This window comes from Candidatus Krumholzibacteriota bacterium, assembly GCA_016932415.1.
Classification (GTDB): Bacteria; Krumholzibacteriota; Krumholzibacteriia; order Krumholzibacteriales; family Krumholzibacteriaceae; genus Krumholzibacterium.
In genome coordinates this window covers 1-22,999 of record JAFGCX010000001.1, presented here as the reverse complement: position 1 = coordinate 22,999, position 22,999 = coordinate 1, and the positions used below count along the sequence as shown (strand labels likewise).

Below are 22,999 nucleotides of genomic sequence, written 5' to 3'. Positions count from 1 at the left end.
GAAAGGGGCGATTTATTAATGCACGAAGAAAAATTCGAGGAATCCTTGCAGGACCCCGGTATATCCGGGACAGAAGAGAAAGAGGTATCAGTCGGTACTGAAAAATCTGCCAGAAAGTATTCCTACCTCAGCATGTTTGACAAGGTATCAGACGAATCAGTCGATACTGTCATCGAAGAAGACCAGGAATGGTCGGACATGGTCAACGCTTTCGGTTCTGAATCCGAGAACCTTAAAGAGGGGAGAGTAGTCCGCGGGACTGTCTATTCAGTCAGCGAAAAAGAGATTATTCTCGATGTCGGATTCAAAAGCGAAGGAACAATCCCGATCAATGAGTTCGCCAATTGCAAAGAAGTGAAGAAAGGCGACGTCTTTGATGTTTTCCTGGAAAAAATGGAGAACCAGGACGGACTTATCGTACTTTCAAAGATGAAAGCCGATTTCCTGAAAGCATGGGATGAGATCAAGGAAGCATACGATACGAGCAACGTGGTCAAGGCGAACGTGGACAGAAGGATCAAGGGTGGGCTTGTCGTCAAGCTTATGGGCGTCGACGCGTTCCTGCCAGGTTCCCAGATAGCTTTGAGGCAGGTTCCAAATCTTGATGAACTGCTCGGACAGGAACTTGATTGCAAGATCATCAAGTTGAACAAGAGAAGACGCAATATCGTCGTTTCGAGACGCGTCGTTCTTGAGGCGGAAAGAGAAGAGAAGAAGAAGACTATTCTTTCCGAGATCCAGGTCGGAGAAGAGCGTGAAGGTGTTGTCAAGAATATCACCGATTTCGGCGCTTTTGTCGATCTTGGAGGGATAGACGGACTTCTGCACCTTACAGATCTCACATGGGGCCGGGTAAGCCATCCATCCGAAGCAGTTGCTATCGGCGACAAACTGAAAGTCAAGATCCTCGATTTCGATCCTGAACGCGAGAGGATCTCTCTTGGATTGAAGCAATTGACTCCGTACCCGTGGGAGGGCGTAGAGGAAAGGTATCCTGCCGGGAAGAAGATAAGAGGCAAGGTTGTCTCGATAACCGATTACGGTGCTTTCGTCGAACTTGAAAAGGGAATCGAAGGGCTCATACATATCTCCGAGATGTCCTGGACGAGGCATGTCAAACATCCTTCAAAGATAGTCGCCATAGGAGATGCCGTAGAAGCGGTGATCCTGAATATAGACAAGGAACATGAAAAGATATCGCTTGGCCTTAAACAGCTTGAGCCTGATCCATGGAAAGCGCTTGAGACAAAATACCCGTCAGGCACGAGATTGAAGGGCAAAGTCCGAAATCTCACGAATTTTGGCGCGTTTGTCGAGATCGAGGATGGAATAGACGGGCTTGTGCATATATCCGATATGTCCTGGGCAAAGAGGATAAGGCATCCTTCAGAGATGGTGAGAAAAGGGGATGAGGTCGAAGTCGTCGTCCTTGAGATCGATAGCGGAAAAAGACGGATAAGCCTGGGAATGAAACAGACCAGGGAGAATCCATGGACCGATCTCGCTGCCGAATTCACCATCGGAACCGAGACAAGTGGAAATGTCTCGCGCATTCTCGACCGTGGAGCCGTCGTTGAGTTGAGAATGGATGTCGAGGGGTTCGTTCCCCTGTCGCATCTCGGTATCGAGGGAGTGAAAAAACCCTCGGAATACTTTGATGTAGGAATGGAACTTCCTCTGAAAGTCATCAAGATGGATCCTCAGAACAAGAGAATCGTCTTGAGCGTCAATGCTTATCTCGAAGGCCGTTCAAACGAGGAAATCGAGGAGTTCAAAGCGAAGTTCCCGAGAAGAGAAAATGTGCCTGTCGACACGGATGAGTCTTCGCGGAGTGACTCGGATGATGACATGGATGAACCCTATGAGGATTATACAGACGATGACATCATCGATGAGGTAATAGAAACGAAGCAGGACGATGGAGACTCCGGGGAGACCGAAAGCGGATCTGCCTCCGAGGATGAGAACGTTGTCAAAGATACCGAGAAAAAAGTATCCGATGAAAACGTCGAGAATATCGATCCTGTCGTTGAAAATGCGGAAGGATCGCCATCGGATGATGATGATCCAGAAAAGAAAGACGCCTCAGAATAACCTGCAGGCGGTATTCTGACAGTAAAGCAGTGGAATGAGGGCGGCTGACCGCCCTCATTTCTTTTTCAGGTTCAATAAACCGGCATATTCCGGAGATGATCGGGGCATGAAGAGAAATTTCGCAATCACAACTCTCGGATGTAAACTTAACCAGTACGAATCCGAGTGCATCCGCCATGACCTCACTGGAAGGGGATGGGAACGAAGGGATTTCGATATGCCGGCTGATTTTTATGTGATCAATACATGTACGGTGACGTCAAAAACAGACGCGAGGTGCAGAAACGCGATCAGAAGAGCCCGAAAGAATTCACCTGATGCCGTCATCATAGCGACCGGATGTCTTGCTCAGACGCAATTTCAAAAACTTGAATCGATGAAAGAAGTGGATTTCGTTTTTAATAACGAGGAGAAAGGGCGTATTGCAGAATTTCTTGAAAAATACATCAAGAATGGAAATGATCTCGACAGGCAAAATGAATGCGTATCAAGCTTCGATATCGATATTGACAGTTTTTCAAATCACTCAAGAGCTTTTATGAAGGTACAGGATGGGTGCGATTCGAAATGCAGTTACTGCATAATTCCAGAAGCGAGGGGCAGAAGCAGAAGCATCCCGCCAGCTGACGTGATAAGAAAAATCCGGCGTCTGGCCGGCAATTCGTACATGGAAATCGTTCTTACAGGTATACATATCGGGCGCTACGGGATGGATCCAGGTTCCGGTATCGATCTTGCCGGATTGATCGAAGAGATAATTTCCGCGATTGACGGGATCAGGATAAGGCTAAGCAGTATCGAACCTGTAGAAGTCAGCAGAAAGCTCTCGTCCCTTGTAATCGATTCACCGCGCGTAGCTTCTCACCTTCACATCCCGCTCCAGAGCGGAGATGACAAAATACTAAGAAGTATGAACCGCCCCTATTCGACAGAACAATTCAGAATACTTACAGATGATCTCAAAGACAGATCCTCCGGCCTGATCATAGGTACAGATATAATCACCGGGTTCCCGGGCGAGACGGATAGGGAGTTCGAAAACACCTATGCGTACCTGGCGGATCTGAAAGTCGATTATTTTCATGTATTTTCATATTCTAAAAGACCAGGCACCCCTGCGGCATCGATGGAAGGACATCTCGATCCACGCGTGATAAGATCCAGATGCCAGAAGTTGATAGAACTCGGCAGAAGAAAAAGATTGGATTTCATGCGAAAAATGGTCGGAAGACAGGATCTTGCTCTAATCCAGGGGCCGGAAAGTGAAGATGCCGGGATATATAACGCATTGACCGGGAATTACTGTGAAGTCGCCGTCGAAGCCCCGGCAGAAATGGCTGGAAAACTTGTGGAGATAGAAATATCACGGTATTCAAAAGGAAGGCTTTACGGGAAGCTGTGTTGAAGATAACATTGGCGCAACAGCTTCCGGGAAAGAATACAATATGAAAGAGTACAGCGTGTATTATGAAAGTTTCGGCTGCCAGATGAATGCTTTCGACACCGAGGTGATCGAGGGGATGATGCTCGAGGCCGGCTTTTCGAGCAACGATTCGCCTGCCGACTCAGACGTAATAATTGTCAATACTTGCAGTGTCAGGGAAAACGCGGAGACAAGAGCGCTGGGTCGCCTGAACGATCTTTCAAGGCACAAACAAGCGCTCATCGTCGCATGCGGATGTATGGCACAAAGGATGGGAGATAGCCTGCTCGAAGCTGTTCAGGGTCTCTCGCTCGTTTCGGGTCCGGATAATTACGCGACACTGCCGGGGACAGTGAAAGACCTCCTTGAGTCGGGAGAGAGGCGTTCTCTGACAGATATGGACGGATCGGTGACCTATCCGCTCTTTCCAAAAGTTGAAAACAGGAGAGTGTCGAGATTCCTCTCTATTACGAGGGGTTGTGAGAATTTCTGTTCCTATTGCATAGTCCCTTATCTAAGGGGAAAAGTCAGAAGTAAGGGGTTCGAACAGATAATCGATGAGATAAATATGCTCCATTCCCGAGGCGCAAGGGAAGTTACTCTACTCGGCCAGAATGTGATGGCGTATAACTCGGACGGGGTAGCGTTCACCGACCTGATAGAGCGGGTAATTTCAGGGACTGATATAGATAGAATAAGGTTCCTGACTACCCACCCGCGTGATATCGAAATGAAAATATTTGAATTGATGGCAACCAACAAAAGATTGTGTCCACATATCCATCTCCCTTTTCAATCGGGCAGCGACAGGATATTGGGGATGATGAACAGGGGTTATTCGAGGTCGCATTATATCAATATTATCAGTAATGCCCGAAACATAAAACCCGATCTTGCCATAACGACCGACATTATCGTCGGATTTCCGACGGAGACTGATGACGATTTCAAGGAAACACTCGATATCGTGGAGAAAGCAAGATTCGATTCGGCTTTTACTTTCAAGTACTCCCCGAGAGAAGGGACCAATGCTTATCGTATTGATGACGACGTGGCTATCGAGGTCAAGGAAGAGCGCCTGGACATCCTGAACAGGAAAATAGGTGGGATCAGGCGGGAAATACTGAAAAAGCTTGAAGGCGCTTGTGATGAAATCCTTCTTGACGGTACAGTTGAAAAAGGGGAAAATCACTTCGTCAAAGGAAGGACGCCACATTTCAGGAATGTCCTTCTTCAAAACGGAGATATTAAAAACGGTGATCTGGTCCGGGTTATAATGAAAGAATTACGGAATTTTACGCTTTATTGTGAAGAGGACAAAAGGAGGTAGCGAAAGTGTGGATAGTAAGGGGGCTAATACTCCTGGCAGGCGCGGTAGCTCTGATATGGGTGGGAACAAAGAACGCCGGCACTAAATTGACTTATCACCTCTTTACAAGGACATTCGTCGATGTGGAGCTTAACGCGGTCATACTGGTGACTTTTATTTTCGGGATGGTGGTCTGGGCGATAGGAGCATGGATCAGGGAAGCCCAGCTTCTGATCGGCCTCGCACGTGAAAAGAAAACAAGCAGAAAGTTGAGAGAGGAGATAGCGGACCTGAGAAACCTCCCGCTCGAGGAAGACAGCATCGATGAACAGGATGATTAAACCCACTCTAAGGTGATATTATGGGATCATTGACAGTTAAAACGATACTGCTGATAATTCTTGCGGCTGCGATCGTTATTCTTTTTTTTACTCTGATATTCCAGAAAAAGAGAAGAAGCAAGAGCGTCAGGAGCAAATATATAGACGCGCTTTACGCTTTGATTGAGGGCCGAAAGGATGACGCACTTCAGCTTCTCACTCTTGCGGTAAAAAACGGGGAAACGGATATTGACGCCTATATCCAGCTGGGGATCCTTTTAAGGGAAAAAGGGCTGCCTGAAAAAGCGCTGCAGATCCACAGGGGGCTCACTGTTAGAAGAGACCTTTCTTATTCAGAAGAAAAATCGATCCAGCTTGCCATGGCTGAAGACCTCGCTGACATGGGAAAGGCCGACCGCGCAGTCCTGGCACTGAATAAAATAAACAAGACGAAGAAAGACCCAGAGATAATGCTTTCCCTGCACAGGCTGTACCACAGGTGCGAAGATTATGACAGCGCGTACCAGGTGCTGAAAAACCTTTCTTCGATCGACTCCCGGATCGGAAAGGAGAAAAAAGCCGATTATCTTTCTTCCGTGGCGTACGCCTGCATGCTCAAGAAGCAGGATAAGAGAGCGGACAAATATCTCGAAAAAGCGCTTAAAGAGTACGACAGATCGATACCCGCGAACTTTCTTACGGCTAGAATGGCGATGGACAGGCATGAATATGGAAGAGCCTCAGCATTGTGGAAAAAAACGATCGAGATCGATATCTCCATGTTCGAAGAGATCCTTCCCGACCTGGAAAAGTCGCTTTTTGAGTCAGGTAATTTTTCCGGACTTGAAGAGATGCTTGAAGACCTCTATGGAAAAAACAGATCTGATCCGGTAATAGCCGGCTCTCTCGCTTCACTTTACATGAAAAAGGGGATGCTTGAAGAAAGCATCAATATACTTGAGGAAGAAAGAAAGAGTAGTGACGAGGATCCAGTCATTTACCTGAGACTTGCTTCAGCATACCTGGGATCCGGGAGGACCGTGGAGGCAAGGAAGACTCTCGATGAATTCGCAGATAGATCAGTGTCCGGAATGGTGAGGAAGTGCGGTACCTGTGGTGAGAGATACTACTATCCATTTAAATACTGCACAAAATGCTTCAGTTTTAAAAACCCGGTCCAATGAATATGATGATTGATCAAGGTAGTATACGCAAAGGAATTGCGGTTCTTTTCCTGGTGCTGATCACAGCTTCGGCCGTCAGCGCAAACCTTCGCACGATCCAGAATATGTTCAACAAAAAGGAATATGAGAAGGCGGAAAAGCAGCTCGAACAAGAGATGGGAGGGTTCCACGGAAAAACTCTCGATAACGCAAGGTTGCTTTTAGCGCGCCTGAAAACAAACACCTTCTCCGCCATATCGATTTACAGAGATCTCGTATCATCTGGAAGCGAAAGAGAAGCCCTCCAGGCAAGGATCGAACTTGCTAAAATATATTATTCAACAGGCAATTATCGTGAAGTGACCGATCTGCTTGCCAGGATCCCCGACAACGCACGGTCATCCGACAGGCTTGAAGCGGTATATTTCAGGGGATTGTCATGGAAAGAGATCGGGGATATCTCCAGGGCAACGGGAGATTTTGAAATGATCGACAGGGGAGTATATCTTTACTGGGGATATATGGCTCTCGCGGAGATCGATATCAAGTACGGGAGACTTGCCGAGGCAGTCGAGCGCTATGAGATGATAGCTTCAAGCCACTCTAATCCAGTCGCCGGATTCAAGCTGGGTGAGTGTTATGAATCCCTTGGTGAGAAGGAAAAAGCTCTTAACGTCTATCGGAACCTGGCAAGGCTCTTTCCCGAGTCTCTCGAAGCACCAAAATCCAGGGAAAAAATAGAGATGATCACGATCTCAGGTGAGAGAACAAGGCTGGGAGAAAGAACTGGAGGAGGTGATAGGAGGGATATTAAAAATACCGCCGAGACCGGGACGAAGTCGGAGACCCAGTACTACACGCTTCAATTCGGGGCATTCAGTATTGAAGAGAACGCGATAGCCTTCGCCGAGCAGCTTGAAGTGTATATTGACGGGCTTAAAATCGAAAGCTTCGAGACCAGGGGACGGATGTGGCACCGCGTGAGAGTCGGAAGGTACAATACCCGGGAAAAGGCCGAGGCCGACGCGATGAGATTCATGGAACAGTCAGGGTATTCCAGCAAGATCCTTCCTGTGGACTAGATGGCTGCTAAAACCCCTCTGATGGCTCAATATCAGGAGATAAAGAATCAACACAGCGATGGCATCCTGTTTTTCCAGGTCGGAGATTTTTACGAGACATTCTATGATGACGCGAGGCGCATATCCCGTCTGTTGAATATTACCCTTACATCCAGGGATAAAAAAAATCCCGTTCCCCTCGCCGGTATCCCGATCCATGCCGCGGAAACATACATATCAAGGCTGTTGAAGGCCGGTGAGAAAGTCGTAATATGCGACCAGGTCGAGAATCCATCCGACGCGAAAGGGATAGTAAAAAGAAAAGTCACCGATATTGTGACCCCTGGGACATCTTTGTTACCCGCCACACTGGAAGAAAAGGAAAATAATTATATAATCTGCGCGGTCGAACGATCCGGTATTCTTGGAATAGCATTGATGGACATCTCTACCGGTGAATTCAAGGCCGCCATGGAAAGAATCCAGGTCGCGGAAAATATGCTCGGTGGTTACATGATAAGAGAAGCGATCGTACCTGAGGGCTCAGCGGAACTTAAAACTGTCCTGTCAAGGATCAATCCCCGATGCAGCTTTGAAGAGTTGTCACCGGCGATTTTCAATGAAAAAGAATGCAGGGAATCCCTGCTCGATCATTTTGGAATAAACAACCTTTCCTGTTTCGGAATTGAAGAGATGGCCCTTGGCGTCATCGCTTCCGGAGCTCTACTTCGTCACGTAAAGACCCTTAGAAATAACCGGTTCGAGCATATTTCAAGACTTGAACTGCTTGTCGCTGAAGATTCTCTCTTTCTCGATAGCGAGACTGTGCGTAACCTCGAATTGATCGAACCATTACGGGGTGCCTCGACAGAAACGACATTGATCTCAAATATTGACAGAACCAGGACGGCCGCTGGAGCGAGGGAACTGAGAAAATGGCTGATGCACCCCTCAAGGAGAATTGATACGATAGAAGAAAGGCTGAATGGAATCGAGTATTTCCAGGGTGATCATATCAGGCTCAGGAATTTCCGTTCGAGTCTTTCAAATTTTCCCGACATGGAACGCATCCTGTCAAGAATCACGGCGGGGAAGGCAGGTCCGAGAGAACTGCTGAGTCTCCAGACAGCACTTGACAGGATTCCCGGTATAACTGGCTTGTGCGTAGAACCTCCAGCGGGAATCGTCAAACGCTCAGTCGAGGACGCGGGAGAAGAAAACAGGACCAGGTCACTTATCGAGAGAAGCATCGATCCCGAATCTCCTGCCAGAATCCGTGATGGAGGCATTATCAGGCGTGGGTTCAGCAATGAGCTCGATGTCCTCATAGACGGTTCCGAGGAGGGAAGAAAATGGATAGCATCCCTGCAAAGCAGAGAGAGGGAGCGCACAAAGATATCTTCTCTGAAGATCGGGTATAACAAGGTATTCGGGTATTATATTGAAGTCTCCAAGACACATCTTGACAAGGTTCCGGCGGAATATACGGGAAAACAGACTCTTGTATCTTCGCAGAGATATATAACCAATGAACTGAAAGAGCGTGAAAACGATATCCTTAGCGCGGATTCGAGAAGGACGGATCTTGAAAAAGAGATCTTTTCCGCTATCTGCGAACAGATCGCTGAAGAAAGCATGGTCCTTCAGAGGATCGCGAGGGGGATAGCCGCCCTTGATTGTATCTCCTCTCTCGCCGATCTGGCGATCGAAAGAGGGTATTGCAGGCCTGTCGTCAACGAATCGCGCGACCTGATCATCTCCGAGGGGAGACATCCGGTGGTAGAGGTGATCTCGGGAAAGAACTTCATACCGAATGATATAATACTTAAACCTGAAGACCGGCAATTTCTCCTGATAACAGGGCCTAACATGGGAGGAAAATCGACATATATCAGACAGGCCGCTCTGATCTCAATATTGGCACAGATGGGTAGCTTCGTGCCCGCGGCGAGAGCTGAGGTAGGTCTGATGGACAGGATATTCACGCGTGTCGGATCAAGTGATAACCTTGCCAGGGGGCAATCCACTTTTCTGGTCGAGATGGGTGAGACTGCGAAAATTTTGAATAACTGTACATCTTCAAGCCTTGTCTTGCTCGATGAGATCGGCAGGGGGACTTCTACCAGGGACGGATTGAGCATAGCCTGGGCAGTAACAGAATTTCTCCTCGAAGAGGAGGGGAAAAAACCGAAAGCTCTCTTTGCCACTCATTTTCACGAACTGACTTCTCTGGCGGAAAAATACAGAAGAATCAGAAACATGAAAGTAGAGGTGAGGGAGTGGGGAGATTCCATAGTCTTTCTTTACCGGATAATTGAAGGAACAGGTGACAGAAGTTATGGGATACATGTCGCGCAACTTGCGGGGATTCCGCAGAAAGTGATTGACAGGGCATGGAAGATATTCAATTCGATCGAAAAGGAAGAACTGCTGCCTGTAGACTCCGGCAGGGAAGAGACCGGGCAAAGAGATCTTTTCAGAGAAGTCGACCCGAGGGTTAGCCTTCTGCAAGAGATTGATACAAATACAATTACGCCTTTGCAAGCTCTGCAGATCATTGCGGAGATCCAAAAGATGTCAGAAGGTTCGCAATAACTGCTAAAATGGCTTGACTCTTGCATATAGAGCGATTGAACATTCTAATTGATCTATATTGCAGGGGTGAATCGTGAAAACGACAAAGAATATTGCTATTCTCGGCGGTGGAGAAGATGAACTCAATATTCTCAGCGAGTTTCACAGAAACCCCGGATACAAGGTAATCGCTGTATACGACAGCGATCCAAGAGCAGTGGCCCTTGAGATCGCCGAGATAATTGGTATCCCCAAGTTCAGCGACCGATCCTTCATATCGGAATTCAGGAATGCCGATTATATTATCGTCACCGACAGAAGAAAAAGATTCGCCGAAGAAATCCAGCTTCTTCAGAATGAAAATCTAAAGATAATCAATCCATCCGAAGCTGCGAACCACCTGGTTGCCGATATCCCAAAACAGAATATGAACCAACCACCATGGCCGCAGCATCTTGAGACCGCGTTAAAATATATAAGAAGAATAACCGATAGAGGAAGGCTTCTAAAATGGCTCCTTGAGATCTCGGTAAGAGCTGTAGGGGCGACTTCCGGTTCAATCATGTTGCACAGCGAACACGCAAGTGAACTGTACATCGGATACGCAAGTGGATTGAGCAGTAATGTGATCAAGAATACTCGACAGAAAATCGGGGAGGGAATAGCTGGAGAGGTGGCAGCCTCAAGAATATCGAAACTGATAAGCGATATTCGCGAAAACACTCTTTATTCAAGAGAAAGGGAAAGGCCTGACATCATCAGCGCGATATCGACTCCGCTGCTTTTCAACGAACACCTTATCGGAGTGCTGAATATCTCCACTTCAAAAGGCGAGAAATTTTTAACTGAAAACGACCTGTCGACTGTTGAACTTCTTGCTTCAAAGATATCACCGATCCTTGATCAACACCTGAGGATCGATACGGAAAATATAAAAGACATTGAATATCAGACAAGGAACACTCTGGAATCCCTTTTCAGGTCTGAGCTTGGTTTTCATGAAAAGTTCACGGTTCTTAGCGCATCTCTTGCGGAAAAACTCGAGGCCGATACGGTCACGATATATACCGCCACTGATGAAGGAGACTGGTTGATCCTCGGAGGAAGCGCGCAGCATGATACGGTAGACGAAAAGGCACCAAGGATCCATTGCAGCAAAGGAACGCTGGCAAAATCCTTTCTTAATGGCGAAGAGATCATCATGACTGAAGCGGTTCATGAGACATCATTGAAAATAAAGTCGCAAAGCGGCTCAATAACATCTATCTATATTCCTCTGTCACATCATATGCCTCTTGGAGTCCTCGTGATGGAGTTTTCGCAATTACACGCGATGGAGAGATTTTTAAAACTGAAAGACACTCTCTCTTTCCAGGTCGGATTTTTTGTCTATTCGCAACTGAAAGAATTGAAACAGCAGAGGAAACTGAAGAGATATGAGGAATTGTCATCGATGACTCCTTTTATTATGGGTATAGAGAAAGTGGAAGAGAGATTGAAGCATATTCCTGAAATCATGTCTTCCCTTGTAAGTGCTTCCAGGGGAAGTTTCTACTTTTCAATGCACGGCAGGGAAACGGTGACCTATTCCGGACTACCCGAAGAGAAGGTGGCCAGGGAGAGATTCAAGGATTATGATGATGAAATCAGAAAATTGAGCCTGAATACTGAAAAACCTGATACGATAAGCTATCTTTCAAAAGAAGTAGACACTTACGAGAGAGTCCCCCTTTACAGATCGGTAATAACCTATCCTTTCAGGATTTCAGAGGGCATCCATGCCTGTTACAACGGTTATGAAAAGAATGCTCAATCGCCGCTGGATTCGTCGATCTTCGGCCAACATGAACTCAAGATCCTCGACAGAATTCGCGATATTCTCATCCCGATCCTGAAAAAGAATTCCCGAAGCGACAGAAGGGAAACACCCTCCGATTTTAACGAACTGTTATCGGTAAATCAGAAGATCTTTATCGACAGAATAAACGAGGAAATCGAAAGAGCGAACAGGTACCACCATGGTATCGCTCTAACACTATTTAATATCAGGGGATTATCCGAATATTATAAAGTATCTTCCAGCCATGCTCTTGAACTGGTGAACCGCCTTAGCGTAGGATTGCGCAGAGAAGTGCGAAAGACCGATTATTTTTCATGGATCGAGATCGATCTCTTTGGCGTGATATCACTGGAAAGCTATCAGCGCATATCCGATCTTGAAACGAGGATAAGCGGTTTCATCCGAAAGACTCTTGAAGAGCGGGGCCTGTTCGATAATGAAAACTTTTTCCCAAAGTCTTCATGTTCGCTGTATCCGGGAAAAGCGGGGTCGGCAGCGGCTCTCATAACAGACGCTAAATCAAAATTATAATAGCAGTTAGATAATCCCAGATTCGATGTTGCTGAAAGGCGGCATCGTATGTTATCGTACAACGTTCAGTGAACGGCGTTATCCGGAGGGGTATGGCAGAAATCAGCGATAGATATATAGAGGTATATTTTGCCCGGAATAAAAAGGTTGTCAGACGAGACAAGTGTTAAAATAGCGGCTGGCGAGATAATCGAGCGGCCAGTCAATGTCATAAAAGAACTCATTGAAAACTCGCTTGACGCGGCAGCTTCAGAGATTTCCCTGGAGATCATCGAAGGTGGCAAAAACCTTGTAAGGATCTCCGATAACGGCTCCGGAATAAAAAACGATGAAATACACCTTGCGGCTGAGAATTTCTCTACCAGCAAGATAAACTGTATAGAGGATATATCGAAGATAAAGTCTCTTGGATTCAGGGGAGAAGCGCTGGCGAGCATCAGATCCGTATCGAATCTGACGATTTCCTCAAGGACTTCCGTAGAAGAGACTGGTCGAAAAATAGTCTGGAGAGGAGAGGAAAAGCTCAAAGACGAACGGATCGCCAGAAATCCAGGAACAGATGTCGAGGTGACAGACCTCTTTTTTAATCTTCCCGCGCGAAAAAAATTTCTCTCGTCCGGCCCGTCAGAGTCGAGGCGTATATCAGCAATGATCCAGAGCTTTTCACTGGCTTTCCCCGAAGTGACTTTCTCGTTCAGATCGAACAGTAATGATATTTTAAGGTATCCCGGTTCCTCTCTCGAGGAAAGGGTAGAGATCGTCTTCGGGTCTGGTATCTTTCCGAATCTGAAGTATTTTGAAAAACGCGACGGATCGATAAAAATATCTGGTTATCTCTCCCTCCCCGCTTATACGAGGGGAAACCGTTCAATGCAGTATATCTATGTCAACAAGCGTGCGATAAGGGACAAGACGATAGGTCACGCTTTACGGCAGGCATATGCTTCCCTGATACCATCAGATCGCTTCCCGGTCGTTATCCTCTATCTGGAAATACCTCCTGACGAAATAGACATCAATGCTCATCCTGCAAAAACGGAGATAAGGTTTCAGAATGAAAGAGATCTGCATCGGGCGATATCCGAAGCACTTCGGGAATCACTCCAGGAGAAGACGATATCGTTCAGGGAAAAGGTCGAATCTGTCTATAAAACGATATTTCCGTCTGGCAGAGGGGATTTTGACAGGGGGAAATATTCCGGCAGACATATATTGACAGACACAGATGGCAGGGTAAGGCCGGAAGAAGGTCAAGGGAGCGATTGGCTTTTCAGGGAGTCACCGGAATCACTTTTCGGCAAAGATGCCGATGTGATCGACATGAACAGATCGGGGGGGTTATATTGGCAGCTTCACGAAAGCTATATCTTTATCCAGATAAGGGGAGGGATGGTGATTATCGACCAGCATGCCGCGCATGAGCGGATATTGTATGAACAGGCTAAAAGCAGTTTCGAAGGAGTAAAACCTGTCGTGCAATCGCTTCTGTTTCCAGCCACCCTCGAACTCTCGCATGACGAGTATTCAAATTATGAAAGGTTTTCCGATAAACTCCCCTCTATCGGGTTTGAGGTGGAACCGTTCGGACCGCGTTCGATAATCGTAAGGGGGATCCCTGCCGGAGTCAAAAACTGGAATGATGGGAAACTGCTTCAGGATATCCTCGCTGAAAAAGGTGTGGATAGAAACAGCATGGACGATCTGTTGCGCCGCTACGCCTGCCATGGAGCTATCAAGGCAGGGGAAAGGCTCTCACCGCAGGAAATGGAAAGCTTGACCGACCAGTTATTTGCTACCGAATTCCCATTCACATGCCCGCATGGAAGGCCGACGATCCTCAGGGTGGAACTGGACGACCTTGATAAACGATTTCACAGGACATGACCCGGGGAGCATTATGGACCCATTGTTGATCATTGGACCTACCGCGGCAGGCAAAAGCGCTCTCGCGATGCGCGTCGCCTCTGAATTCGATGCCGAAATCGTCTCGATAGATTCAAGGCAGATATACAGAAAACTGGACATTGGGACGGCTAAACCTTCTTTCGACGAAAGGATGAAGGTTCCCCACCACATGATAGACATTATTGATATCGACGAAAAATCAGACGCGAACACATTCGGCCTACTCTCGCGTAAAGTGATAGATGATATATTGCGCCGTGGAAAGCTTCCGATCCTTGTGGGGGGGTCCGGTATGTATCTCAGGGCTGTCCTCGAAGGTTTTTTCAGTGTCGACCTTAAGCCTGCAGAAAGAATATCTTTCGCCGCCAGCATCGAAGGAACCGGGACTGAGGCCCTTTATGAAAGGTTACGCGCGGTCGATCCGGAAAGTTCTCTAAGGATCCATCATAACGACAGGTACAGGATCGTCCGAGCGCTTGAGGTGCACGCTCTGACAGGTACGACGATCAGCGAGTTTTTTGCGAGGCACAGATATGAGAAGAAAGAACTTTTTGCCCATAACCTGGTGAAGACTGGATTGAAAATGGAGCGCGGCGAACTGAAAAGGATTATTGGAGAAAGAACTCTTGAAATGTTCCATAACGGTTGGGTCGAAGAGGTTGATTCGATTCTGAAAAGCGGAGCAGAAAGATCATGGCCCGGCATGATGACTCTAGGATATCCACAAATCGTCCGGTATATTAGGGGGGTCGAAAATAAGGAAGATACTGTCGAAAGAATAATCCTTCTCACCAGGCAGTACGCGAAAAGGCAGATGACCTGGTTCAACAAGGAATCAGGGGTGACATGGATCGATACCGGCAGAAATGATCCTTTTGAGACTCTTATTAAGTGTCTTGACAGGAGAGGTGGAAGCTGATAATTTTCATTCTGGTCGCCATAAATGCGGGCATAACTCAGCTGGTAGAGTATCAGCTTCCCAAGCTGAACGTCGCGGGTTCGAATCCCGTTGCCCGCTCCATATACACGATGATCCCCCGTCCGGTCAATGCGACTTGCGGGGGGTTTTTTCAGGTGGTAAAATGCCGGTAGTGATCAATGATATACTCGGGGAAAAAGGATTTCTTGCTGTCGGAGACGAGATACTCTCAATAGGAGGCAGAGAGGTAGAAGATCAGCTTGATATTATATATCACACATCCGGTTCCGGTTCGGCTGATTTTGTGATTCGCAGGAAAAACGGCAAAGTGATCACGAAAAGGATATCCATGGAGACTTTCCATCGATATCAGCCATTATTCGAAGAGATGTCTTTTATAACCTGCAGGAGCAAATGCAAGTTCTGTTTCGTCGACCAGATGGCTCCGGGCCTGAGAAAGACGCTATATCTCAAGGATGACGACTACAGGTTGAGTTTTCTTTTCGGCAACTATGTCACTCTTAACGATATCACTGACGAGGAGATCGCCAGGATAATCGAATATCGGCTTTCTCCAATATATGTTTCGGTCCATTCTACGGATCTTCGGAAAAGAGAGGAACTCTTCGGGCGGCCTCTTGAGCGGAGTATCGTCGATATCCTTAAGATACTGACCGCAAGCGGAATAGTCGTGCATGCCCAGGCTGTTCTCGTGCCTGGCATAAATGACGGACCGGTGGCCATCAAGACATCCGACGACCTTTTCCAGTTATATCCCATGTGCAAATCTCTCGCTCTCGTGCCTGTAGGACTGACCAGGCACAGGAAGGGCCTGCCTGAGCTGAGGAGGTTTAAAAAACGGGAAGCTTTCGACCTGATCGAACGCGTAGAAATAAAGCAGCAGGAGTACAAGGACAGGACAGGCGGGGACCCATTTGTTTTTCCATCGGACGAGTTCTATCTTTTATCAGGAATAATATTTCCCTCTGCCGGGGAATATCGTGATTTCGATCAGGTGTCGAACGGAGTCGGCATGTCGAGGCTTTTTGTTGACGAGATACGCGAAGCGGCGATCGATCTCGCGAAAAAAAGGATTTCGCCTTTCTCGATGCTGGTAGTCACTGGAGGACTCGGAGATATCCTGGTTAGCAGGTATATTGCTCCGATCCTGGAAGAGTATATACCGTCGCACGATATCGCCTTTGTTAAGGTTCGGAACAGGCTTTTTGGGAATATGGTGACCGTATCCGGCCTTTTAAGCGGGAGTGACATCATTAAAGCGGTGCGTGAAACTGGGATGATGGACAGACCAGTCATTCTGCCTCCGAATTGCGTCAATCACAACGGCAGATTTCTTGATGATATGACGGTCTCTGACCTGAAGACCGAACTGGGGATAAAGGTCATCGTCCCTGAAAGTAATTTTCTCGAAAAAGAAGTCGTCAAAAATTGTAAAATAATTGGAGCAGGTTAGATGAAAAGACTTTCGACGGTAGCGATAATTGGAAAACCAAATTCAGGTAAATCGACGCTTTTTAACCGGATCACCCGCTCAAGAAAGGCAATTACCTACGAAACGCCGGGAGTGACAAGAGACAGGATGGAAGAGACCGCGTCATGGAATGGCGTTGAATTCAGGGTCATAGATACCGGGGGTTTCTCACTTAGTGACGAAGATCCGTTGCAGGCTCAGATAACGGAAAGAATACAGAGAACGGTCCTGGAATCATCAGTCGTTATCTTTCTTGTAGACGTCGATACCGGTATAACGGCCGAGGATGAGAATCTTCTTAAAGCTACGAGAATGGCAAGGGAAAAGATAATCCTGGCGGTGAACAAGGTGGAAAGCCGGCAGGATACTGTCGATGCGGCAGAATTCTATGCTATGGGGTTCAGCGAGATCCACAGCATCAGTTCTCTTCATGGCCAGGGCATAGGGGATCTTCTTGACGAAGTAGTGCTTCGTCTTCCCAGGAAACCTGAACCGAGTGATGTCACTACTGATCTTCGTATTTCCATCGTCGGCAAACCAAACGTGGGGAAAAGCTCGCTTCTAAACGCCTTGATAGGAGAGGACAGGCATATAGTATCGGAAGAACCAGGGACGACAAGAGATACTATAAACCTGAGAATAAAATATCATAACAAAGATGTTATCCTTGTGGACACAGCGGGGGTAAAGAGGAGATCCAGGACTGAAAAAGGGCTCGATGTGATAAGCAGTCTTAAAAGTCTTCAGAGCATCAAGGATGCCGATATAGTACTTATGGTAGTCGACGCATCACTCAATGATATTTCAAGGCAGGATACAAGGATAGCTTCCGTAGCTCACAAGGAAAGAAAAGGAGTGATCGTCCTCCTGAACAAATGGGACCTGCTGACGAAAGATAACAGGACTCTCGGCAGATTCATCACAATGGTCAGGGAGGCCATGCCTTTTCTGACATACGCTCCGATCCTGACTATTTCAGCAACCGAGGGAACGAGGCTGTCGAAAATATTTCCTCTCTGCTTTCAGATACAGGAAGAACGCGAAAAAAAGATATCGACATCGGAATTGAACAGGATCATCGAAGATGCAGTTTCTAAGAATCCGCCAAGATTCTATAAAACCGGCACCGGTAAAGTCTATTATGGCACCCAGACGGGATCGGAACCTCCTTCCTTCACCCTTTTTGTTAACAAATCGAGCTATTTCCCTCGTTCTTATATCCGTTATCTCAACAATCACATAAGAAATACCTTTACCTTTGAGGGGACAGCGATTAAAATCACGCTCAAATCCAAGGAGTGACCGAGATGGATCAGCTGTTAAAAATCGTCCTCGTCATCATCACCAGCTATATTCTGGGATCGATCCCTTCAAGTTATATGATGGGCAGGTTGATGAAAGGGATAGATCTTCGCGGTTTTGGAAGCGGCAATCTCGGAGCGGCAAACACTTTCAGGGTACTGGGCGCGAAAGCGGCGATCCCCGTACTTCTTATAGATATCGGAAAAGGATTCCTTGCGGTCAGGATAGTCTCTTTTCTTGGTCTTGAACATTTCGTTTTTTCACTTCTCGCGGCACTGATAGTGATCCTTGGGCACAATTATTCTGTATTCGTCAATTTTTCCGGAGGTAAGGGAGTAGGGACGACCACGGGAGCGTTCGCCGCTCTCGCGCCACTGGCAGTAGGGATATGTTTCGTGATATGGCTTATCATCCTGTTGATCTTCAGGATCGTTTCTGTTGCCAGCATCCTGTCTTCCTCAATGCTTCCGGTCATGATACTCGTGACTGACCGCTACATGGGGCAGGGAACGCACGTTTCGATATTCTATCTTTCCATATTCGTGGCTTTAATGGTCATATACAAGCACCGGTCCAACATAAAAAGACTGATCAAGGGCGAGGAAGGAAAAATATTTTAAAAGGCATGATTAAAAAGAAAAAAAAGACACGAGACATTAATATCTGCGTGCTCGGAGCGGGAAGCTGGGGCACGACTCTCGCTCTGCTTCTTGATTCGAAAGGGATTTCGGTGAAGTTGTGGGAATTTTATCCCGCTTACGCCGAAGATATAAACAGAGACCATGAGAATAAAAGATTTCTTCCAGGCATAAGGATCCCGAGGTCCCTGGGTGTCACTTCGGACCTCGACGAAGCTCTCCAGGGGAACACGCATCTCCTGTTTGTGACACCGAGCCATACGATGAGAAAAGTCTCCAGATCTGTCAGGAATTCAAGGTATTTCAATAAAAGATCGATTGTCATAAACGCGTCGAAAGGATTGGAAGAAAAAACGCTTTGCAGGATGAGCGAGGTCCTGTCTCAGGAACTGCAGATTCCAGACGGAAGGATCGCCGGCCTGCTCGGTCCCAGCCACGCTGAAGAGGTCAGCCGGAAAATGCCGACATCGATCGTAGTCGCCGGAACCGATAACAGGGTACTTTCAGGGATCCAGGATATATTCATGACCGAATATTTCAGGGTCTATACCAACAGCGATATAATCGGAGTAGAACTCGGCGTCTCGCTTAAAAACACAATAGCCATAGCGGCGGGAATATGCGACGGGTTGGGATTTGGAGATAATACCAAGGCTGCGCTGTTGACTCGAGGCCTTGCGGAGACAAAACGGCTTGCCTGCAGGCTTGGGGCGAAGGATAACACTTTGAGCGGGTTGGCCGGAGTAGGAGATATGATAGTGACCTGCATGAGCAGACACAGCAGAAACCGGTATGTGGGGGAGCAGATAGGAAAAGGCAGAAAACTGAAGGCGATACTGAAGGATATGGTCATGGTAGCTGAGGGTGTAAAGACAACGAAGGCCGCGCTTAAACTGTCGGCGAGAGTCAACGTCGAACTTCCAATAACCGAACAGGTCTACAAGGTTCTTTTCAATAACAAGAATCCACGAAACGCGATAAGAGACCTTATGATAAGAAAAGCAAGAAGCGAGATGTACAGATAGAAATGTCCCAGAAGACCAAGGGAGCGTATCGGGAATGAAGCAGAAAACAAACAAACTGTACTATTCGATCGGCGAAGTGAGCGAGCTTGCAGGTGTAAAACCACATGTTTTAAGATACTGGGAGACCCAGTTTTCCGTGCTTAAGCCGAAGAAGAACAGAGCGGGAAACAGGACCTACAAGGTCAGGGATATAAAATATATTATGACCATTAAAAAACTTCTCTACGGAAAAGGATATACGATCGCCGGAGCTGTGCAGAAACTCAGGGAAACAAGGGACAATCCTGATTCTCTCATTGAACAGCTCAGTATACCCTTTGCCGATCCGGAAAAATTCAATATTGTCCTTTCGCTTAAACAGGACCTCTTTGAGCTGAAAGATCTGGTTGAAAGCCTTTGAGGTCGATGAGGTCTGACGCGCGTCTCAAACGATTCCACCGCGCAGTGAATTTAAGGCTTGTTTTTTCATCTGATACACGTTTATTTTATCTTCTGTCGGGGCGTGGCGCAGTCCGGTAGCGCACTTGCATGGGGGGCAAGTGGTCGCTGGTTCAAATCCAGTCGCCCCGACCACTTTTAAACAATATCAAGCCTCCCGGGGGTGGGATGTTTTCTACTATCGGCGCGGTAATCCCTGCATATAATGAAGAACACCACCTGTCTTCAGTCCTGGAAAATGTAAAGAAATATATTGCCGCTGAAAATATCATCGTTGTCGATGACGGTTCTTCAGACCGTACCGCCGAAATAGCGACAGAGGCGGGAGTGACGCTGCTTGAGCAGGAGATCAATTCCGGAAAGGGAAAAGCCCTGCGGAGGGGTTTCGATCATCTCTCCTGTCTGGAAGGCATAGAAGCGGTCATTACTCTGGATGCTGATGGCCAGCATGATCCCGCGGAAATCCCCCTTTTTGTGAAAAAATTCAATGAAAGTGGAGACGATATCATAGTCGGTAACAGAATGTCTGAGACGGCAGAGATGCCGTTTGTCAGGAAAATGACCAACCGTCTGACATCGAAAGTGATAAGCAGGCTCGCGGGATGTACTATCAGGGACAGCCAGTCGGGGTACAGACTGATCAGGACCGATCTGCTCAGAAATATCGAACTGAGTTCCGACCGTTTCGATGGCGAAAGCGAGATCCTTATAAAATCCGCCAGAAATGGAGCATCGATCGGTTCCATAACGATCAAGTCGATATACGCCGCCGAAAAAAGCAAGATCAATCCATTTATTGATACTGTCAGGTTTTTCAGACTGGTATTCAAAAGTTATTTCTGGTAGGTTAAGGCTCTGATTATTCGGTAATTAACGGTTAGACAGTATCTTGATCACATCACCGAGGTTCTTGCTTGGAATCGAAAAAGACCATTTTAGTGACGAATGACGACGGAATAAGGGCCGAGGGTATCAAAGCGCTTATTAAGGGGTTGGAAGGAATCTGCGAGATTGTGACGGTAGCCCCGGAACTGGAACAAAGCGCCACTAGCCATTCGATAACACTGGACGGGCCACTGAGAATAACAAAATACAGCGACAGCAGATTCGGCGTTTCGGGAACTCCGACTGACTGTGTTTTCCTCGCCGTCAACAGCATACTTGCATCGCAGCCCGACCTGATAGTCTCGGGGATAAATCATGGACCGAATATGGGCGAGGATGTCTTTTATTCCGGCACGGTCGCCGCAGCTATCGAAGGTTCCCTGCTTGGAATACCATCGATAGCAGTATCAGTGACTTCCTGGGAGCCACGTTCTTTCGATCCGGCTTCTTCTGTAGCCCGATATCTCGCGCTCAGGGTACTCGAAAAAAAAGAAAAGAATCCGGTATTGTGGAATGTCAATATTCCACCGGTTCAGGGTGAGGAGATCAAGGGCATCAGGATCACAAAACTGGGTTCCCGCGTTTATAATGACACGATCCTTAAGGAGACTGATCCAAGGGGGAAGGAATACTACTGGATCGGCGGCGGTAAGCCCGGCTGGAACAGGGACAGCGATTCAGATTTTGCGGCGATATCGGAAAATTATATTTCGATCACTCCTTTATCAATAGAAATGACCGATTACAAAAGGATATTCGACCTCAAGAAGTGGGATCTGCAGTGGAAAAAGGGTTCGATTACAGAATAGCTCGAAGAAGGATGGTAGAGGAACAGCTTTCCTCGAGAGACATCCGCGATGAACGCGTTCTAAAGGCGTTCATGGAGGTCCCGAGACATCTCTTCGTAGACCCGGCCATAGGCGCCAGGGCGTATGACGACTGTTCGTTTCCGATAGGTCTCGCGCAGACGATCTCTCAACCTTACATCCAGGCTCTTATGATGCAATATCTGAAGATAAAGCCTGATGACAGGATACTTGAAGTCGGTACCGGTTCAGGTTATCAGACAGCGATACTTTCTCTCCTGTGCAGAGAAGTCTATTCGGTGGAAAGACTCGCTCAGTTGTCGACAAAGGCTGGCGATACACTTTCAACCGTAAGGACCGGCAGGATCCGGATCAAGGTCGCTGACGGGTCGAATGGATGGAGATTCTACGCTCCATTCGACAAGATCATAGTCTCGGCCGCCATGCCGGGAAGGCCGAACAGGCTTCTTGAGCAGCTGGCCGAAGAAGGTATGCTGATAGCCCCTGTTGCTTCCGACGGGGAATACCTGGTGCTTTTCAGCAAAAAAAATGAAGCCATAGAGGAAGAGCGCCTGTCGCAATGCGCCTTTGTTCCATTATTGAAGGGAGTGGGATAGTGCATTACCCGATTTTCGCTTTTATCAGCAACGTATCTCCAAGGTTGATGACATTTCTTATAAGCATTCTTCCTGTATCGGAACTCAGGGGCGCAATTCCGTACGCTTTGACAAAGGGAGGGCTTGACTGGCCGGAAGCGTATATCTTCGCCGTACTCGGGAATTTTCTCCCCGTAATTCCTCTGTTGCTCTTTTTTGAACGGGTTTCCGGTTGGTTAAGGAGATACCCTCTTTTTGACAGGTTCTTTGACTGGTTCTTCAAGCGCACGGTAAGGAAGGGAAAACTGATAGAGAGATTCGAAGCCCTTGGTCTGATCTTGTTCGTAGCGATACCTCTTCCGGTCACCGGTGCGTGGACAGGATGCGCCGCGGCGTTCCTTTTCAAGATTCCCCTGCGGATGGCGATACCGGCAGTTGCCGCTGGAATCCTGATTGCCGGCGCGATAGTGACTCTCGCAAGTCAGGGAGTCATAACGTTCTGGGGAATATAGACCAGATCAATTCGGGATTAATTCGTCACAATGTCTGTTTTTGTTTGAGTTATGGTCTATAAAATGATATTTTACCGGATGATTCGGGGCGTAGCGCAGTTCGGTTAGCGCGCCTGCTTCGGGAGTAGGAGGTCGCTGGTTCAAATCCAGTCGCCCCGACCATTTT

At 47.4% G+C, this 22,999-nt stretch carries 19 protein-coding genes and 3 tRNA genes; all 22 read left to right on the top strand.

What is annotated here, in order from left to right:
• Positions 1 to 132: 132 nt before the first annotated feature.
• The 22 genes from JW814_00110 (at position 133) to JW814_00005 (ending at position 22,995) form a co-directional block, all read left to right on the top strand.
• Complete coding sequence (locus tag JW814_00110) at positions 133 to 2,094, top strand: 30S ribosomal protein S1 (GenBank protein ID MBN2069832.1); 1,962 nt, start codon at positions 133 to 135, stop codon at positions 2,092 to 2,094.
• Positions 2,095 to 2,200: 106 nt separating this feature from the next.
• Complete coding sequence (gene mtaB, locus JW814_00105; GenBank protein ID MBN2069831.1) at positions 2,201 to 3,499, top strand: tRNA (N(6)-L-threonylcarbamoyladenosine(37)-C(2))-methylthiotransferase MtaB; 1,299 nt, start codon at positions 2,201 to 2,203, stop codon at positions 3,497 to 3,499.
• Positions 3,500 to 3,539: 40 nt separating this feature from the next.
• The gene (gene miaB / locus JW814_00100; protein MBN2069830.1) at positions 3,540 to 4,847 is read left to right on the top strand and encodes a tRNA (N6-isopentenyl adenosine(37)-C2)-methylthiotransferase MiaB; all 1,308 of its coding nucleotides are present in this window, start codon (positions 3,540 to 3,542) and stop codon (positions 4,845 to 4,847) included.
• A 5-nt stretch (positions 4,848 to 4,852) separates the two neighbouring features.
• The gene (locus JW814_00095) at positions 4,853 to 5,167 is read left to right on the top strand and encodes a hypothetical protein (protein MBN2069829.1); all 315 of its coding nucleotides are present in this window, start codon (positions 4,853 to 4,855) and stop codon (positions 5,165 to 5,167) included.
• A gap of 20 nt (positions 5,168 to 5,187) precedes the next feature.
• The gene (locus JW814_00090) at positions 5,188 to 6,330 is read left to right on the top strand and encodes a hypothetical protein (protein MBN2069828.1); all 1,143 of its coding nucleotides are present in this window, start codon (positions 5,188 to 5,190) and stop codon (positions 6,328 to 6,330) included.
• A 53-nt stretch (positions 6,331 to 6,383) separates the two neighbouring features.
• On the top strand, positions 6,384 to 7,391 hold the full coding sequence (locus JW814_00085; GenBank protein ID MBN2069827.1) for an SPOR domain-containing protein: 1,008 nt from the start codon (positions 6,384 to 6,386) through the stop codon (positions 7,389 to 7,391).
• The gene (mutS, locus tag JW814_00080) at positions 7,392 to 9,965 is read left to right on the top strand and encodes a DNA mismatch repair protein MutS (GenBank protein MBN2069826.1); all 2,574 of its coding nucleotides are present in this window, start codon (positions 7,392 to 7,394) and stop codon (positions 9,963 to 9,965) included.
• Positions 9,966 to 10,038: 73 nt separating this feature from the next.
• The gene (locus tag JW814_00075; protein ID MBN2069825.1) at positions 10,039 to 12,315 is read left to right on the top strand and encodes a GAF domain-containing protein; all 2,277 of its coding nucleotides are present in this window, start codon (positions 10,039 to 10,041) and stop codon (positions 12,313 to 12,315) included.
• Positions 12,316 to 12,444: 129 nt separating this feature from the next.
• On the top strand, positions 12,445 to 14,199 hold the full coding sequence (gene mutL, locus JW814_00070; GenBank protein MBN2069824.1) for a DNA mismatch repair endonuclease MutL: 1,755 nt from the start codon (positions 12,445 to 12,447) through the stop codon (positions 14,197 to 14,199).
• A 13-nt stretch (positions 14,200 to 14,212) separates the two neighbouring features.
• Positions 14,213 to 15,139, top strand: coding sequence for a tRNA (adenosine(37)-N6)-dimethylallyltransferase MiaA (miaA, locus tag JW814_00065; GenBank protein MBN2069823.1), 927 nt, complete (start codon positions 14,213 to 14,215; stop codon positions 15,137 to 15,139).
• A 26-nt stretch (positions 15,140 to 15,165) separates the two neighbouring features.
• Positions 15,166 to 15,241, top strand: a tRNA-Gly gene (locus tag JW814_00060).
• A 61-nt stretch (positions 15,242 to 15,302) separates the two neighbouring features.
• The gene (locus tag JW814_00055) at positions 15,303 to 16,613 is read left to right on the top strand and encodes a DUF512 domain-containing protein (protein MBN2069822.1); all 1,311 of its coding nucleotides are present in this window, start codon (positions 15,303 to 15,305) and stop codon (positions 16,611 to 16,613) included.
• Entirely contained in the window at positions 16,614 to 17,933 is a 1,320-nt protein-coding gene (der, locus tag JW814_00050) for a ribosome biogenesis GTPase Der (protein MBN2069821.1), read from the top strand. It begins immediately after the preceding gene.
• 5 nt (positions 17,934 to 17,938) lie between these two features.
• A complete protein-coding gene (gene plsY, locus JW814_00045; GenBank protein MBN2069820.1) occupies positions 17,939 to 18,553 on the top strand; it encodes a glycerol-3-phosphate 1-O-acyltransferase PlsY in 615 nt (204 codons plus the stop codon).
• A gap of 35 nt (positions 18,554 to 18,588) precedes the next feature.
• Entirely contained in the window at positions 18,589 to 19,596 is a 1,008-nt protein-coding gene (locus JW814_00040) for an NAD(P)-dependent glycerol-3-phosphate dehydrogenase (GenBank protein ID MBN2069819.1), read from the top strand.
• Between the two features lie 34 nt (positions 19,597 to 19,630).
• Positions 19,631 to 19,996 carry a MerR family transcriptional regulator gene (locus JW814_00035; protein ID MBN2069818.1) on the top strand — a complete coding sequence of 122 codons (366 nt, stop codon included), beginning with the start codon at positions 19,631 to 19,633 and terminating at the stop codon, positions 19,994 to 19,996.
• Positions 19,997 to 20,092: 96 nt separating this feature from the next.
• A tRNA-Pro gene (locus JW814_00030) sits at positions 20,093 to 20,169 on the top strand.
• Between the two features lie 33 nt (positions 20,170 to 20,202).
• Positions 20,203 to 20,880: a glycosyltransferase family 2 protein gene (locus JW814_00025; GenBank protein MBN2069817.1), complete on the top strand. Its 678-nt coding sequence runs from the start codon at positions 20,203 to 20,205 to the stop codon at positions 20,878 to 20,880.
• A 68-nt stretch (positions 20,881 to 20,948) separates the two neighbouring features.
• Positions 20,949 to 21,728: a 5'/3'-nucleotidase SurE gene (surE, locus tag JW814_00020; GenBank protein MBN2069816.1), complete on the top strand. Its 780-nt coding sequence runs from the start codon at positions 20,949 to 20,951 to the stop codon at positions 21,726 to 21,728.
• Positions 21,729 to 21,739: 11 nt separating this feature from the next.
• Complete coding sequence (locus JW814_00015; GenBank protein MBN2069815.1) at positions 21,740 to 22,342, top strand: protein-L-isoaspartate(D-aspartate) O-methyltransferase; 603 nt, start codon at positions 21,740 to 21,742, stop codon at positions 22,340 to 22,342.
• Complete coding sequence (locus JW814_00010; protein ID MBN2069814.1) at positions 22,306 to 22,833, top strand: small multi-drug export protein; 528 nt, start codon at positions 22,306 to 22,308, stop codon at positions 22,831 to 22,833. The genes JW814_00015 and JW814_00010 overlap by 37 nt, the downstream gene beginning before the upstream one ends.
• An 84-nt stretch (positions 22,834 to 22,917) precedes the next feature.
• Positions 22,918 to 22,995 (top strand) — tRNA-Pro (locus JW814_00005).
• Positions 22,996 to 22,999 lie beyond the last annotated feature (4 nt).